This is a genomic window from Kutzneria viridogrisea DSM 43870 (assembly GCF_000525635.1).
Taxonomy (GTDB): domain Bacteria; phylum Actinomycetota; class Actinomycetes; order Mycobacteriales; family Pseudonocardiaceae; genus Kutzneria; species Kutzneria viridogrisea.
Genome location: NZ_CP007155.1, coordinates 5,774,468 through 5,790,043, shown reverse-complemented (window position 1 = coordinate 5,790,043; position 15,576 = coordinate 5,774,468). Strand labels below are relative to the sequence as shown.

The following is a 15,576-nucleotide window of genomic DNA, read 5'->3' as shown; positions in this document are numbered from 1 at the left end:
GCTCGCCTACGGCTGGAATTCATCCTGTCGGTGCGTCAGTCGCAGATGCCCCCCCACGGGCTGCTCGCGGTGAGCATGCTGCCAATCTCGGCCCTGCCGCGCTGGAGCATGGCCAGTAGCTCGTACATGCTTGTCCCGGCGGGCAGCGGCATGTCCGCGATCAGGTCATGTGCGGTGAACTCGTGTGAGAGCCACTGATGGAGGTCCAGCAAGTGCTGTGCGGTCTTGAGCGTTGACAGGTGGTGCAGGTCGTGTTCGTAGTCGGTCGGGTCGGTGCCAAGGGCGGCGTGCAGCCCTGAACGGCGGATGAGGCAGGGGTAGCAGTAGCCGCAGTTGCCGATTTGCCGGTGGATGGAATAGCTGCCGCAGCTGACGGTGCGTGCCAGGTCGGCGTGCGAGAGCCCGTTGGCGTGGGCGGCAGTGCACACTTCGCCCTTGGTCCGGTACAGAAACGGGTTGTAGACGGTCACTGAGCCGTGGACCGCAGTGATCAGCTCGTTGAGCTGCTGCAAGATCCACGGGTGCACCGAGCGCGTGGAACAGGCTGCCAGACGCGCCGGCGTCAACGGCGGATTGATGGCGAGCTGCCCGTTCTCCGGGACCATCGCCTGCGCGACTCCGTGGGCCGCTGCAGCGTAGACCGCGGTGGTGGCGAACAGAAATCCCCGCGAGCGGGTGCTGGGTTCCAGCTTCCTGCCCTTTTTCGCCAGAGTGGCAGCTACCCCGCAGTAATTGACCGGCCGCTGCCTGGCGTCGAGTTCTGTGATCGCCGAGTAGAGGCTCCGCTGTGGTAGCTGCGCATCGGCCATGTCGTACCCGAGCAACAACAGCGGCCCTCCAGGTGTACAGGCCTGCTGGGCAGCATAGGCAGTGGAGTCCAAGCCTCCAGAGAACAGGGCAACCTCGCTGGCGGTCCCGTACTCGCCCAGGCGCTGCTGCTCGTCAATTGGCAGTGCGCCGCCGGCGACAGCGACGTCCCACACGTCCGAGGTCAGCACACGGAGCAGCGTGTTCAACCGGTCTAGCGGTTCACCGAGCCACCTGTCGGGGTCGGTAACCTGCACCCACAGGCACAGCTCCCGAGTCCAGGGATCTCGCTCGTGAGGCCGGGGTGACAGCTTGTCCACTAGGTAGACGGCGCGTGCGATCCGCAGGAGGTCATCGGCCCACTCCGGTGTTGCTGCTGCAGGCAGGACGGCGTGACGGACACGCTGCAGCGAACTGCGGAAGTCCGCTTCTCCGACACGACGCCAGTTGCCGGTGGCCGGGTACTTCCCGGTCGCGGTGAAGGCATAGCGGTAGGAACGCTGGTTGCTCATGACTGGCCGCCGGCAGGGAGGCCCAGCACGCGCTCGACAGCTTCCTTGACCATGCTCCGTCCCAGGTCGGCCAGCGAGGAACCGTTCGTGGTGGTGCCCTGTCGCTGACACGGGGTGGGGACGACCGCGGTGAGCTTGTCGGCGATCCAGCCGGCGATGTGGCCCGCGGGATCCACAGCGGGCAGCACAGGCACCAGCAAGGTGATCTTCGCGGCGATCACGGACCGGAGGAATGTCGTGACGGCGTCGGCGAAGAAGAAGTTGTAGATTGCGCAGAAGACGTCGTTGTCAATGACCGCGCCGCTGTTGACACCTGACTCCACCGCGGAGCGCAGCCGCGGGCTCTGATCGAGCAGGGTCTGCGCGGTGTCAGCAGCTACCTGCCGCACGACGGCATCGACAGTGAGTCCGACTGAGTCCGTGACGTGGTTGGTGAAGTGGGCGACGAACGCGTCACGGCGCTCCTCAGCGGTGTCGCCGACCAGAGGGGCCATGAATGCAGGTCCATGCCGGTTGATCGCTTCCAACAGGTCGACCAGTGCATGTCCGGCACGCTCGAGGGAGTGCCGAAGGCCGAAACGATCCGGGTCGGCGCTCAGGTCGTCGGCCAGTGCGGTGAGATACGCCTGCCCCAGACGCTCTACCTCCTCGGGCGCCAACCCAGTGATGAGCACGGGCGAGGCCTCATGGGCACCGATGGAACCGCTGCCCCCGCGAGCCTCAGCTTGACGCGCTGTCGCCTGAACACCGCCTGGGCGCTGGTCCAACGCGGTCAGGGACCGGGTCAGTCCCCGGTGAACGGCGGTCCAAGCACCTCCCGATGGTCCAGGCCACCTGCGTGACGTGCCCATGCTGCCTCCCCCAGGTCCAGCAACACCCCGAAAGAACAGCTAAGGACACTCGCGCGCTCGTTTCAATCACGTCGAGCGGCTACGCCTGGTAGGAGCACAATGATCAACTAATGTCGCTCGAATGCATGAGCCCGACGTTGCACTGTGTTGCATTCACTTGTCCATTCGAATGAAGACGAAACGAGTGACGGCCAGGTCGGTTGCTGTTGGCGACCCTGCAACATCCAGGAACGTCCAACGTGGCGGGATCCTGGTGGCAGCCCGCCCTTCGCTGCGCGGGCAGAATGATCACCGTGAGCGCACCAGTCCCGTTCGACCAGCTCGGCACCGCTGACCTGTGCATCGACCAGGTCTACCAGAGCGGAAGGGCCGGTAACAGCAGTGATGACGCCTTGCACGGCCTGCTCGGAGTCGGAAACCAGGGGGGCTTCCGCTACCAGGGATCAGTCCGGGACGACGCCGTGCGCGTCATCGTTCTCTACACCACCGGCCAAGACCCTTACTGGCCTGACCGGATCGACCTGTCCACCGGCACGGTGACCTACTTCGGTGACAACAAGACCCCCGGACGCCTGCTGCACGACACGCCCCGGCAGGGCAACGAGGTCTTGCGCCGGATCTTCGACCGAGCTCACGGCTCTGCGGCCGACCGGGAACGTGTTCCGCCGGTACTGGTCTTCGCCAAGGCGGGGCAGTACCGGGACGTGGTCTTCCGCGGCCTGGCGGACCGGGTGCACCGAGCGTGCCCGCTGGCGAAGACCTGGTGGCGATCTGGAGGGTCGCCGACGACAGCCGCTTTCAGAACTACCGTGCCATCCTGACCCTCCAGGACACTGCCGAGGTGCCGCGGACCTGGCTGGACAGCGTCCTGAACGGCAAGATCCTCACCGAGGAGTGCCCGTCCGCGTGGCTCAGGTGGGTTCAGACCGGTGTGCACACGCCGCTGGTCAGCCAGCGGATCGACATTCGGTCCAAAGCCGCGCAGTTGCCCGACACCCCGGTCGGCCACCAGATCATCGCCGAGATCCACAGCCACTTCGAGCAGGACCCCGTGCGGTTCGAGCACTTCGCGGTCGACCTGTGGAAGCTGATGGCTCCGTCAACCGGCGAGGTGACCGTCACCCGGGCGAGCCGCGATGGAGGCCGTGATGCAGTGGGCGCCTACCTGCTCGGGCCACTGGCTGATCGGCTCGCCGTGGAGTTCGCCCTCGAGGCCAAGTGCTACGGGCCGACGAACTCGGTCTGGGTGCGTGAGATGAGCAGGTTGATCTCGCGACTGCGCTACCGCCAGTTCGGCGTATTCGTGACGACCTCGTACTTCAACGCCCAGGTGTACAAGGAAGTACGTGAGGACCAGCATCCGGTTGCGCTGGTCTGCGCCCGCGACATCGTCGAGGTGCTCGCTGCAAGCGGTGTCACCACCGCCGCCGCCATGCGCCAGCACCTGGCGGCCCGCTACCCCAACTGACCAGCCTCGAGCAGCTCGACTAGCTCCTGACCTGGCGTGATGCAACAGAATTAGCGGAAACGACACCGGTGCAGAGTATGATCGCCCGCATGATGACGAGCCACGAATCACCAGGCGGCGGTGCCGTGCTGCAGTCGTGGCTCTCGACGCTCTCGATCCCCTCTGAGCCGTCCCAGGTCGAACTCGAGATTGGCACGCCACAAGCGTACGTACTGCCTGGTTCGCTTCGCCGTAGCACGAGGCTGTTTACGACGATCACCTCGCGGTGCTTGGCGGACGCTGGCCACCACTCCGCAGGCGGACTCCCCGTGAAACGTAAACCGTTGCGGGGTGTCTGAGCTGTAGCGCGACGGCTCCCCACCTGATCCAGGGGAGTCCTTCGTGCTCGACCTCATCAAGTCGATGCTTGCGGTCGGTGATACCACTTCGTGGATCGCCGCGTTCGCTGCTGCGCTCGTCGGGTTGTACTTCGGCTGTGTCGTCGTCACCCTGGCTGTCGCTTTGTTCCACCGCCGCAAGGCGGACCGGGACAGCGCCTACGCTGTGCTCCGTGACCTGCTGGCCGTGTTCGGCAGGCGATCGCGATGAGCGCGCGCAGGCGAGGTCGTCCGCGGCGCTGCCCCGACCACGTGCTCAGCCGTGTCGTGCAGCTGCGTCAGCAGGGCACGCGCTACGTCGACATCTGCGCGCTGCTTAACGCGGAGGGGGTCGTCACTCCTGGAGGGGGTGCTCGTTGGTACCCCTCACACCTGAGCAGGCTGCTACGCACCCTCGACGCACGCGCGTTGCTTGTCGGGTGAGACTGGTGCTTACCCGGTTGCTGCCGGCAGCAACCGGGTAAGCAACGTCTGGGTCTCGGGGTCGGTGGAGTACACCCGGCAACCGGCACTGCCGCGACTGAGCAGCACACGGTAGATGTTCAGTGCCAACGGCAGGTACTGCTCTGCGGAGAGCTTCTTCATCGCGCGGTCCTTGCTGCGGCGGGGATCGGCATGCCACCGCTCGCCGCGCCAGACTAGATCCGGGCCGATGATGACCCCGCTGTAGGGGTACTCCAGGCCCTGGCTGGTGTAGATACAGCCGATCTGGTTGTGCCCGCCGGGGTCGGTCGCCCAGCCCGGGCTTTTTGGCGCGATTGGATTGCCGTTCTTGTCTTTCAGCGCGTGCGGCGCGTTCCACGGCCGAGCCCAGGTGTTGTGCTGGCCGGTGACGGGGTCGGTCCAGGGGATGGTGACCTCGTCCAGCAGCGGGCTTTGTTCAGGACGCTTGTGGTTCCACGGCCAGCAGAACCCCGCGGCGATCCGGTCCACCTTGCCACCGGCAGTGTGCTGGTCGATCCAGGCCTGCAGGTGCACGGGACTCGGTGCGGCCGATACGTCATAGTCCTCGCTGTCCCATGGATGGGTGACAGGGTGCAGGGACAGCAGGTCGTTCAGCCAGTTCTGGTAGCGCTGTGATCCTCCACATCGGAACTGGCTGTCCAGGTCGATGTGAGTGAACAGGGCCTTCGAGTCCTCCGCCAGCTTCTCCAGCTGCGCGATGGTGAGCCCCTCGTTCGGACGGATGATCTGCCGCTCGTCGAGGAAGAACACCCCGGTGTTGGACTTCCGCAGCAGCTTCGCGATCGTGACCTCGGCGTCCTGCACGCGCTGTGCCTCGTCGACCACGATGACCTCCGGACCCTGCAGCGGACTGTCTGCGTAGTTGTCCACGTTCGCGAACAGGCCTTTGGTCACACCGCCTCCAGCGGCACGCTCAAGCTGCCAACGCAGCGTGCCCGACGGGGTCAGGTACTTTGCCTCGCACTGGACGTCCAGCTGTCGAGCACGGCGGGGGAGCGCTGCGAGTAGACGCATCGCGATGACGGTCTTGCCGGTGCCAGGACCGCCGGTCACGCCGATGAAGTGCCGGGTCCTGTCCTGCCAGGCGAGGTCGAACGCCCGCATCAGGGCCCGGTAGGCCCGCTGCTGCTCGCCGATCACGGTGAACCGTGGTGTTCCCTTGAGCAGCGCGTTGAGCTCGTCGAACAGTGACATCGGTGCTGCGTGACGGGCGGCGAGGAACCGCTGCACCTGCTCGGGACTCGGCGTGGCCAGGTCGCCGCAGCCCATGAGTTCCCGCAACGCTAGCGGTTGTGAGGTGCGCAGTTCCTCGGCGCCCACAATCGGGATGTGGCCGCTCGTGGGCACTGAGCTCAGCGCCGCGCGCAGCTGGTTCACCAGCGCGGGCGGGGCGTTGTGCAGCAGGGCAACGCCCCGCACCAGCATCTCGAGTTCGGCTCGGCGTACCCATTTGTCGAGGTAGTCGACGTACCCAGCCGCCTGGACACTGGGGTGCAGGCACTCGCGGCCATAGGCAACCAGCTGCAGTGGGTCGTGAGGGAAGAACTCGCAGGCGCTCCACTGCTTGAGCTCCACTACGACGGCGACCAGGCGGTCCTCGGGGTCAGCTCCGAGCAACAGAGCGTCGACCCGTTCACCACTGCCGTGCAACTGGTACTCCAGCCCGAGCCACAACTCACCCAAGCCCGCGGTCATCAGCGCGCTGGCCAGCTCGGGCCAGCTCTTGAGCCAGCTCGTCCGTTCCGCCTCGCCGACCGGTTTGCCGTGAAGGTGGTGGAAGCGTCTCGCACAGTTCGCCACGAACTCCCCGCGCGTGCGGGCCTGCTCCAGCTGCTGGGCTGCGTTACGAACTGTTCCCCCGTAGACCTGCATGGTCTAGTGCTACCAGACCGGTCTGACATCAGAGCACACCAGCCTCGTGCAGCCTCACAATGACCGCGGTGACCCCACCGGCACCGGTGACCGCGGTGAGCACCAGTTTGAGTACCCGGTACGCGTCCGCCCGCTTCCTCGGGTCCGCGACCCACACGGCGACGAATCCGGAGAACCCGATCAGCAGCGTCAGAAGCGCGGCCGTGCCGCCAAACAGGAAAGCCCACACCAGTCGGTTCCTCCGCTCGCCCTCGGTCACTGGATGACGGAGTAGTGCTGACTCAGGGTGGTGAGTTCTGAAAGCACCTGCTGCGCCTGCACCGCCAGTTCGGGAGTCGGCACCATCGTGGGGAGGTCGCGCAGCCTGTGGAGCTCAACGGCTGCGGCACCTCGGGCCATGTCGGCGCGCCCATGCGCGGCCAGGGCGCGCGCATGGCCGATGGCTGCCTCGGCTTGGCGTAGCGCGAAGTGACCGAGTTTGTTCGACAGGCGCGGGGTGGCAAGCCACAGCTCGCTGAGCGGCACCGAGTTCGCGAAGATGGCGGCGGCACACGCAAGGAACCGACGGCGCTCCAAGTCCTCCTCATCCTGCTGAGCACTGGTGGTCCTGCTTGCGAACGGCGGGGTACAGGCGGCGTTGTCAAGGAGGGAGAACACGATGCCGTGAGCCTGACCCGGTAGTCGTTCAGGTGTGACGAACGCTCCCGGGATGCGGCACGCTTTGTCATGCAGCAGCTCGGTGAGAACCGTGGCCTGTGGCTCCGCACCCCAGCACACCCACAGCGACTTCCCCCATGCTGAGGTCTCGATCCACATCGCGTCTCGCCACAAGGCCAACCGGCGCAGCACGGCGCTCATGAGCTGGATCGGCTTAGCCGTACGACGAAGGTGGAACAGGACGCGCTGCTCGGTCTCGGTGAACTCGTGCTGGTGGAGCAACCACACCGGCGTGCAGTCCTCGTCATTGACGAGCTGGCTCGCGGCTGCGCGCCACCGCCGCCGGGACACACCGAGCAGGCGAACCAGCCCGGCCACCTGCCCTTTGGCGTCGAGTACGTGCAGGTCGAGGTGATCCCGGCCCGGGCGTGGCCGAAGACCGGGTACCCCGCCGAAGTGGTGCTCTCCCCGCGCGGGCAGCCACGCGGCGAGCAAGCTCTCGACCGCGTCCTCGACTATCTCCAGTGACAGTGCCCGGTTGCTGGGGCGTGTCTGCAGGACGATGGGGCGGGCGTAGTCGGTTCTCGTCAGGGTCACGGCGGGGAGTAGTGCCGCTTCCAACTCCGCCTGGCGACCGGTGGCATCCGGCATGAGCGGACCGCCCTCGGCGAGTAGCTGCCTGCGCGCGATGTTGATCGGCTCCGCCGTACAGGAGATGCGCTGATCGAGGCGCACTGACCGGGAACTGTGCCGTGGTCCGGGCATGAGGTCCTCCGCGTGCGACGCCCGGCCGCCGCCGCTGGGATCGTGGAGGTGTTCCTCGCTCGACGCGTCGCCGTGAACTTGCGGTACGCACCCAGTGGCACGCTGAGAAGGCACTCACTCCATCCGGGCTGAGGAGGAGCCTCGTGGCGGCCGCTACCGCCGAGCCGGACCCTACCCAGTCGACCCTCGGCTGCGGTAGCCAGCCGTGTTGATCTCACTCGACCAGGTGAGCGGAGTCCTGCTACTCGGGGCCGTGGAACGCCGTGCCGTCCCCGTAGATCAGCCCCATGCCTTGGGCGTGCAGGACCTCGATGATGGTCTCGGATGGCTTACCTGGCAACAGCACAGACAACTGCGCGTTGGGCTTGATGTGCAGCTGGTAGTCCAGGGACTGGCCGATCGCCATACGGACGTCGGCCCTGCTGTTGGACGACTTGGCCTCGATGAGCAGCTGTTCCCGCTCGTCGAAGGCGTCGTAGACGAGGCGTTCGCCGGAGGGCAGCACGGCGGTCAGCACGCGCAGTTCCCTGCCGAGGAAACGCTCGTAGTCCTTGAGGAGTCAGGCCTCGGGAAAGGTGATCGGGCGTGGCCCTGACCGAACGCCCGTGGTGCTCTCGGCGGGCGCGGCACCCAGCGGGCGTGAGGAGACCACGGGCTCCCGCTGACCTGGGAGTGTGTTCTGTCCGCGGTACTCGGCGAGTGCGCAGATCGCCTGCCACTCCTCGGGCTGCAGCGGGATCACGGCGCCGTACCCAGGCATGCGCATGACCACGGCGTTCTCGAGTACGGGATGGCTTTTCAGGGATTGCCTGGTGATCGGCGCGTCGAACAGGTAGCGGTCGAACCGGATACCGATGGCCGTCTTCTGCTCGGGGCGGGTGGTCCAGTAGGAGTCGTACTCGGTAGTCGGGTACGCGGCTGAGGTCACCGTGCCCAGACCGTAAGCGCCCGCGCCATCCCCGGAGATCCAGTGGGGTGTACTAAGGATCTCGGATCAGGAGTCCCTGTCCAAGATCCTTAGTACACCCCAGGTTTGGACGAGCATGACGAACAGTGCAGTGCGCTCGTCAGCTCGTCGGGAGCGGTTGTGGGCTTCTCCTGCTCCGGTGATGTGTTTGGGTCGGCGAAGGCGACTTCGATGGCCCAGCGTGCCAGGTAGCGTTCGATGATCTGCGCTGTTGGTGTGGTGAGGTCGGTGGTGACCAATGCGAAGCTGGGCCTGCGGGGTTCGCGCACGGCGAGCACGCGGATCGGTTGGCCTTGGAACACGCCGTACCACAGGCAACGGCGTTCATGGACGGTGGCCGTGCTAGTCCGACCGTAGCGGGTCACCGTGGTTGGCACGCCGGGAGTTGCCGCGGCTAGCTCGGCCGGGGTGCCGATCCGCTCGCCGCGGACGCGGGGGCGGCCCCGCCGCCGCAATTGCCGCGCCTGGGCGGTGTCGGGGTGAAGCTCGTAGAGGCCCGCCCGACCGCCCCAGCCGGAACAACACCGGCAGGGCGATCGGGCGATTCATAACCGGCAGCTCAACTACGAGGGCCGCGATCACGAACGTGCTGCCACGTGAGAGCTTCGGTTGGCCGGCGGCGACGTGTCTGGAGCCGTCGTGGGCCCGGAACGCGCCGTCGACGTGGTGGCCGCTGCGCCGGAACAGGCTGTCGTCGACAGCGACAAGCAGGGGTGAGCCAGCCGACTATCAACCCGGCCATGGTCAGGCCGAGGTGGTCCAGGCTCCAGCGGGCGGTGGCGAAGAACCGGTGCGCACGACTGTGGTGCCACACCCCGGCCATGCGGGCGGCGGTGAGCATGCCGCACACGGTCCGTCGGGCTGGAGCGGCGATCACCCCGGTGGTCAGCGCGAGGAACGTGGTGACGGTGACGGTGGTGAAACATGGCCGGAACGCGTCCAGCAAGCGCCGCAACGACTTCAGAAGCTGAGGGATCGTCACAAACAGGCGATGGTGGGCCCGCGAACGCGTCCATGAACACACGACACGCCGCCCGCGGCACCACCCTGCGCCGCGGGTTGGTGGCATTCGGCCGGCGGCTGCGCGGCACGTGGCAGCCGCAGCGAACGCACGGTAGCCGATGAGCGCGTTGCTCCGGGCTTGTGGTCGGACCGTCGACGAACCGGGTGAGCAGGCGGCCGAAGGTCTGGCGGCCCCTCTTCGAACCAGTCGGTGGAGGACCCCTGCTCAATCTGCGTGCCGGGCGGATGGACCGACACCGCGCGACCCGCCGACTACGGCACCTGGCCTCCGGTACCTGACAGCATGCATGTTCTCGCCCCGATCACGGCTGTCGGCCGGGTGGCTGTACGGGGCTTGATTGGCTTGATTGGTATGCCCTGGCCATGGCGTGGAAGGACCGCTTGGGGGCGAGGCTGCCGTCGGGCATCAGCTTGCAGACCCCGTAGGAGGCCAGGTCGAGGTCGAAGCGCGGGTCGGCGTGATGCGGGTATTCGTAGCCGGCGAAGGTGAACCAGAAGGCGGTGTCCACACCTTCCTCATCGAAGACCGCGATCATCTCGCGCAGGTGGCGGGCCTGTTCGTCCTCGTCGCGGACGTAATTTCCGTTGACGTGGGGCGGATCGGCGTCGTGATCGACGACATCCAGCCAGCCCATGCCGCCGCGCTCGGCGGCGCCCCGGTAGGTGCAGCAGCCGAACTCGGTCGCCGCGAGCGGCTTTCCGTGCCGGAAATACTCCCGCAGGCCCTGACGGAAGGCGTCGCCGGGATCGCCGTAGGCGTCAGCGCTGACGATGTCGAAGGGCGTCCAGTCGATCTGTTCCCATATTCCGGAGGCGTAGGTGATCTTGCCGCGGAACCGGGTGCGCACCGCGGCCGCGATGTCGGCCAGCAAGGGGTCCAGCTTCGCGGGCACCTCGGCGACCGTGGCCAATGCCTCGGGGGCGCCGCCCACCAGGGTGTCGATCCTGGCGAGGCTGTTGTGTCCCGGGAAGAAACCGGGGGTGAACAGGCTCAGCTCGCAGCCGGTGACGAACACCTCCGCTCCCACCTCCTCGGCGCGGTCCGCGCAGTCGGTGAAGTACGGCAACAGCTCTGCGGCGGGCAGTTCGCAGGGGAACGGGGAGAACCAGACCTCCAGCCCGGCGTCGGCGGCGTACCGTGCCGCGACGGCCAGCCGCTCGGGGTCACCGCCGGTGATCCGCACCGCGTCGCAGTGCAGGTCTTCGGCGATGACGTGGATCTCCCGTCGCACCGCCTCGGGGTCGAAAACGGGCCGCGAACACCGCCCGCCAGGGGTGAAGCCGGTGTCGTACGTGATGCCTTGAGCTCTCATCGGATACCCCACACGTGTGATGGACGGCTGTCCTCGCCGGCCCGGAACATTAGGAGGGAGGCGAAACTCCGGTCAACGAGACCACCCCTGATTGGCGCTGTTTGCGCAGCTCATCTCCGCAATGATCATTGCAATGACGCTGCGGGCTAATGCACGCGAGCGGCAGCGTGTTGCAAAGATCGAGGAGCGGCACGCACACTGGCCGCATCACAACCGGAACGGAGGAGCCGGCCGGATGCCAGGACGCAGGCTGACCAGCGCTGACCGGCAACGGATCGCCGAGGGGTTGGCGCAGGACCTGGATTACGCCGACATCGCCCGCAGCCTTGGCCGTCCCACCTCGACGGTGAGCCGCGAGGTCGCGCGCAACGGTGGGCCGGGCCGCTACCGCGCGGAGTTGGCGCAGCTCGCGACCACCCACCGCGCCCGGCGTCGGCCGCGCCCGCCCGTTACGCGGGAGTTCCGCGAGCACGTCGGCCCCGATCCCGACGCGGCAACCGCGTTCGTCACCGAACTGACCGCGGCTCTCATCGAGACCGGCATGCCGCGCACCGCCGCCGGCGTGATGGCCTGCCTGTTCACTTCCGAGACCGGCAGCCACACGGCCGTCGAGCTGGCGCGGCACCTGCGGGTCAGCGCGGCGACCATCTCGCACGCGGTCGCCCTGCTGCACCAGCATGGACTGATCCGCCGCGGCCGCGACAGCCACAGCCGGCGCCACCGGTACTTCCTCGACGAGAATGCGGGCGTCCGCTCCGTGGTGGTCGGTGTCCGTGCCAATCAGCGACTCGCCACCACCGTGCTGCACGGCGCCGACATCTTCGGCGCCGAGACCGCTGTCGGAACCCGGCTTGCCACCGCCGGCCAGTTCCTCGAACAACTCGGCAAGGACATCCTCCGCGCCGCCGAAAAACACGCACGCGCCACCCCGGGCACCGGACCCAAGCGCACCCGGACAACCCGCACAACGACCACGCGATGAACCCCGCCAAGCCCCGCCAGGGTGCCGCTGCTCTGCCCCTCTGAGCGCACGCGTTGGCTGGCGAGCTGCTGAGCACACCCCGGTGGCGGGCAGTGACCACCTAGGTTGCCGGAAGAGCAGGCCTGGCACACCGCCACCGTGCGGCTGTCCGTACGCAGCCGCAGCACAGTCCAGTCGACCACCAACACGCTAGATGCGCGTGGAGTGCGGTGTCGGCGATCGGCATGCGAGAATGGAGGAAGGAGCTTTCCGCTTGTGGTGCACACACCAAGTTCTGTTCCGGTAACCACCGAGCTTCCCCCTTCACACCTGCCATTCGGGTTGAAGGGATCCGCTCCATGCGGGACGTGCTGATCGGCGGCTACGCCGCCTTCTTTGCGGTGGTCGTCGGCGTCGCTGCCCTGGTCGCCAGCTGCGCGCGCGAGGCCAAGCAGCGTGCGGACGCGCTCAAGGTGCTCAAGTACCTCGCCCCAGGTGGGCTCAGCGTCGGCGCGGTGGGCGTCGTGCTGATCAAGCTGCACGAACACGGTCTGCTGTAGCCGGCTAAGTAGACATGCTTGTGCGGGCAACATGGTGTGGACACTGAGTCGGTGTCGTCGACATCGGCTTCGCTTTCACTTTCAAGCGGCGGGTAGATCGCTGGGCGGGGTCGGTTACGAGTCGTCGCCTCGATCAGGAGCGGACAGACCTACGGCGCTGTCTTGATCAATCTGGCTATACACCAGCCGATCGACGTGCTCGCGGACAAGGATGCCGACATGTTTGCGGAGTGGTTGAAAGATCATCTCGAGATCGAGACTATGACCCGGGCGGTGGTTCACCCGGTGTGGCTCGTCACTGCCGTTACCTCTGCGATGAGACCTGCGGATCCAGGCCATCCAGATGGTCCGCAGCAGGCAGGTCGGCCCGGTCGTACTGCTTGGCGGGGTGACTGTGCCTGCGATCACTGCATCTGCACCGTCGTTCACGCACCCATTTAGGGGAGCAGGATGCGCTCAGGGTAAGCCGTGCTGTTCGGCACTGCTCCATCTGAAGGCTCTTCCGAGACATGCCGCGGACCTGCTCCTAACGTCAGTGGTACGGGCGTACTGACCGCTCTGTGCGGCTGCACAGACACCTGCGACACGGGGACGGGACATGCACGGCGGTACAGGTGAGAGATCTCCTCATCCCAATGTGCACAACGACTTCTCGGGCACTGTTGAAGGGGCTGTCGTGCAAGCGGCCCAGGTCGATCAGCTCCACATCCACGGTGCTGGACGACGCCCCGTCATCCCCGCACAGTTGCCACCACCGCCTCGCCTCTTCACGAGCAGGCGCCGCGAGTTGGCGGACTTGGAAACGTGGCGTGTGCAGGACCACGGTGGTCCATCGACGATGGTGATCAGCGGTGCAGGCGGTGTGGGCAAGACGACCTTGGCGCTGCGATGGCTGCATGAAGCGCGCCGGCACTTCCCTGATGGCCAGCTTTATGCGAATCTTGGGGCGTTTTCCGGCACAAACCCGGTCGACCCGAGTGAAGTCCTTGAGTGGTTCCTCTCAGCATTGGGTGTTCCCGTCGACCGCATTCCGTTGCCGCTGTCGCAACGTGAAGCGCTATATCGATCGCTTACGGCAGATCGATCGGTAGCCGTATTGCTCGATGATGTGTTGTCGGCTGCTCAGGTGCGGCCGCTGCTGCTGGCGTCGCCCAAGAGTGTTGTTGTGGTCACCAGCCGTTGGCGATTAACAGGATTGAGAATGGTGGGAGCGCGTTTCATTGAACTCGATCCCATGGATGTTGCAGAATCTGTGGAGTTGCTGGATGAAGTGGTCGGTGATGGCCGTCTGACTGGTGAGCGCAGGCACGCTGAGGAATTGGCGCACCTGTGTGGGGGTATGCCAATGGCGTTGTCGGTAGTGGGGGCGCGTCTGTCAGCTCACCCTAGACGCACGCTGGCTCGTGAGGTTGACGTCCTGCGCGGCAGTGACAGACTGTCCACATTGTCTCTCGATGACGACTATTCAGTGGAAGTTGTCTTCGACGCGTCCTATAAGGATTTGCCGCCAATGGAGGCGCAGCTGTACCGGTTATGCGCCCTGCACCCGGGTTCGGTGTTCGGCGTGGACGTCGCAGCTGGAGCTGTGCAACGAGCGGCGGATGAGGTAGAGCCAGCTCTGGACGCGTTGGTTGACAGAAACATGCTCAGCGAGATCAATGATCGTCGTTTCCGATACCACGACTTGCTGCTCATACATGCGCGGCAGCAGGCGAACTTGGAAGAGCTGCCACAGGTACGCGACGCTGTAGTGCGCAGGATGATCGAGTGGTACCTGGACATGGTGGTCGCTGCTGACCTGGTGCTTCGTCCGACACGGCGCAGAGTCGGTCCGCGCTTCCACCGTCCTGCCGCGGGTTCGAGGTTGTTTACCGTTGAGCAGGAGGCGCTGCACTGGCTGGAGGACGAGCGTAGCAACGTTGTCCTAGCTGCTCGGTCGGCCGCTGCCCACGGCTGGGACCAATTGGTATGGGAGCTGTGTGAGGCGCTATGGGGATTTTTCCTTCACACGCGGCACTACAGTGACTGGCTGGAGCTGCACCGAATAGGCATTCCCGCTGCTCAGCGCTGCGGCCACAGGATTGCCGAGGCGCGGCTTCGGATCCAACTTGCCTCAGCCTTGACCAATCTACGGCGACACGAGGATGCGATTCAAGAGAACCTCCTCGCTATGCAACTGGCTGAACAGGAGCACGATGAAGAGACCAAGGCCGCCGCGCTGTCAGAGCTCGCCGGTAATGCGCAGGGAATGGGAGATCTGCGCGGCGCCCTCGCATATCTGTATCAAGCTAAGAAGATGCGTGAGGAGACCGGCTCAATTCGTGCAGTGGCGCTGGCTCGACGGCGGATCGGGGAGGTGCTCGCCGAACTCGGACAGTATGAGGAGGCGATAACTGAGTTGCGCACAGCAGTGGCGATGTTGGGGCCGCTGGATAAGGCGCAGAAAGCACGTGCTTTAACCAGCCTTGGTCAGGCGTACGCGCGCTGTGGCCGCATCCGCGATGCGCAAGCTGAGCTAGCTGAGGCCCTTGAGATCACACGGCAGGTGGGGTCAGCCCGCTACCAGGCCGAGGTCATCACAGTGCTCGGAGAGGTCGCCGAGTTGACTGGCGACCTCTCCGCAGCTCGCACGTACTACTCGAAGGCACACGCCGTGTATTCGCCACAGGAGGACCCGAAGGCTGCCGATCTCGCCGAGCGACTAGCGCGCCTTCCTAAGGCGTGACGCTGCCGACGCCTCGATCGGGTTTTCTGTACGAGTCGGCAGCTCCTGGATGGACGCAGGAAGGGGGAGCTACGAGTAGCATGGAAATATATTCGAGCACGCACCATCGCCGCACCGCGTCTGGGATCGCGTCGTCGGAGGTAATGAACCTCTGACGACCGTCACGCCGCCGCAGCAAGCATCCGCGTCCTTCGACCACGGCGGCCGTGAGACTGTGTCCACTAAGCTGACGCCGACTAACAGTGACGACTTC

16 protein-coding genes are annotated in these 15,576 nt (G+C 65.9%); 6 read left to right on the top strand and 10 right to left on the bottom strand.

The annotated features are described in order from the left end of the window. Positions 1-35: 35 nt before the first annotated feature. Both KALB_RS25755 and KALB_RS25750 read right to left on the bottom strand, forming a co-directional pair. Positions 36-1,319 (bottom strand): 7-cyano-7-deazaguanine synthase, encoded by a 1,284-nt coding sequence (locus tag KALB_RS25755; protein ID WP_081789499.1) that lies wholly within the window; start codon positions 1,317-1,319, stop codon positions 36-38. Continuing rightward, positions 1,316-1,993, bottom strand: coding sequence for a hypothetical protein (locus KALB_RS25750; RefSeq protein ID WP_025358590.1), 678 nt, complete (start codon positions 1,991-1,993; stop codon positions 1,316-1,318). The genes KALB_RS25755 and KALB_RS25750 overlap by 4 nt, the downstream gene beginning before the upstream one ends. A gap of 470 nt (positions 1,994-2,463) precedes the next feature. Here KALB_RS25750 and KALB_RS48625 point away from each other — a divergent pair, with 470 nt between their 5' ends. The 3 genes from KALB_RS48625 to KALB_RS25740 all read left to right on the top strand — a co-directional run bounded on the left by KALB_RS48625 (position 2,464) and on the right by KALB_RS25740 (position 4,226). Continuing rightward, positions 2,464-2,991, top strand: coding sequence for a hypothetical protein (locus KALB_RS48625; protein WP_201771807.1), 528 nt, complete (start codon positions 2,464-2,466; stop codon positions 2,989-2,991). Then, complete coding sequence (locus KALB_RS49365; RefSeq protein WP_476703246.1) at positions 2,913-3,638, top strand: restriction endonuclease; 726 nt, start codon at positions 2,913-2,915, stop codon at positions 3,636-3,638. Before KALB_RS48625 ends, KALB_RS49365 begins: the two co-directional genes overlap by 79 nt. Before the next feature lie 381 nt (positions 3,639-4,019). After that, positions 4,020-4,226, top strand: a complete 207-nt coding sequence (locus KALB_RS25740; protein ID WP_025358589.1) for a hypothetical protein — start codon at positions 4,020-4,022, stop codon at positions 4,224-4,226. Between the two features lie 221 nt (positions 4,227-4,447). On the opposite strand, the gene KALB_RS25735 is transcribed toward KALB_RS25740, so the two are convergent. From KALB_RS25735 to KALB_RS25705, 8 genes are all read right to left on the bottom strand, one after another. Further along, positions 4,448-6,352 (bottom strand): DNA/RNA helicase domain-containing protein, encoded by a 1,905-nt coding sequence (locus KALB_RS25735; RefSeq protein ID WP_025358588.1) that lies wholly within the window; start codon positions 6,350-6,352, stop codon positions 4,448-4,450. Between the two features lie 28 nt (positions 6,353-6,380). Further along, positions 6,381-6,581, bottom strand: coding sequence for a hypothetical protein (locus KALB_RS25730; protein ID WP_148309639.1), 201 nt, complete (start codon positions 6,579-6,581; stop codon positions 6,381-6,383). 26 nt (positions 6,582-6,607) lie between these two features. Beyond that, on the bottom strand, positions 6,608-7,744 hold the full coding sequence (locus tag KALB_RS25725; RefSeq protein WP_025358586.1) for a hypothetical protein: 1,137 nt from the start codon (positions 7,742-7,744) through the stop codon (positions 6,608-6,610). 271 nt (positions 7,745-8,015) lie between these two features. After that, positions 8,016-8,291 carry a hypothetical protein gene (locus tag KALB_RS25720; RefSeq protein WP_025358585.1) on the bottom strand — a complete coding sequence of 92 codons (276 nt, stop codon included), beginning with the start codon at positions 8,289-8,291 and terminating at the stop codon, positions 8,016-8,018. Between the two features lie 42 nt (positions 8,292-8,333). Beyond that, positions 8,334-8,741, bottom strand: a complete 408-nt coding sequence (locus tag KALB_RS25715; protein WP_268872277.1) for an EVE domain-containing protein — start codon at positions 8,739-8,741, stop codon at positions 8,334-8,336. A 50-nt stretch (positions 8,742-8,791) separates the two neighbouring features. Continuing rightward, positions 8,792-9,106 carry a hypothetical protein gene (locus tag KALB_RS25710; protein ID WP_148309638.1) on the bottom strand — a complete coding sequence of 105 codons (315 nt, stop codon included), beginning with the start codon at positions 9,104-9,106 and terminating at the stop codon, positions 8,792-8,794. 194 nt (positions 9,107-9,300) lie between these two features. After that, positions 9,301-9,810: a transposase gene (locus KALB_RS50240; protein WP_081789497.1), complete on the bottom strand. Its 510-nt coding sequence runs from the start codon at positions 9,808-9,810 to the stop codon at positions 9,301-9,303. Between the two features lie 256 nt (positions 9,811-10,066). Then, complete coding sequence (locus tag KALB_RS25705; protein WP_025358581.1) at positions 10,067-11,077, bottom strand: glycoside hydrolase family 113 protein; 1,011 nt, start codon at positions 11,075-11,077, stop codon at positions 10,067-10,069. A 91-nt stretch (positions 11,078-11,168) separates the two neighbouring features. Between KALB_RS25705 and KALB_RS49910 the strand changes: the two genes are divergently transcribed. The 3 genes from KALB_RS49910 (at position 11,169) to KALB_RS44900 (ending at position 15,323) form a co-directional block, all read left to right on the top strand. After that, positions 11,169-12,059 carry a helix-turn-helix domain-containing protein gene (locus tag KALB_RS49910; protein ID WP_081789496.1) on the top strand — a complete coding sequence of 297 codons (891 nt, stop codon included), beginning with the start codon at positions 11,169-11,171 and terminating at the stop codon, positions 12,057-12,059. 338 nt (positions 12,060-12,397) lie between these two features. Beyond that, positions 12,398-12,598 carry a hypothetical protein gene (locus KALB_RS25695; RefSeq protein WP_025358579.1) on the top strand — a complete coding sequence of 67 codons (201 nt, stop codon included), beginning with the start codon at positions 12,398-12,400 and terminating at the stop codon, positions 12,596-12,598. Between the two features lie 637 nt (positions 12,599-13,235). Continuing rightward, positions 13,236-15,323 (top strand): ATP-binding protein, encoded by a 2,088-nt coding sequence (locus KALB_RS44900; RefSeq protein WP_158510807.1) that lies wholly within the window; start codon positions 13,236-13,238, stop codon positions 15,321-15,323. Positions 15,324-15,576 lie beyond the last annotated feature (253 nt).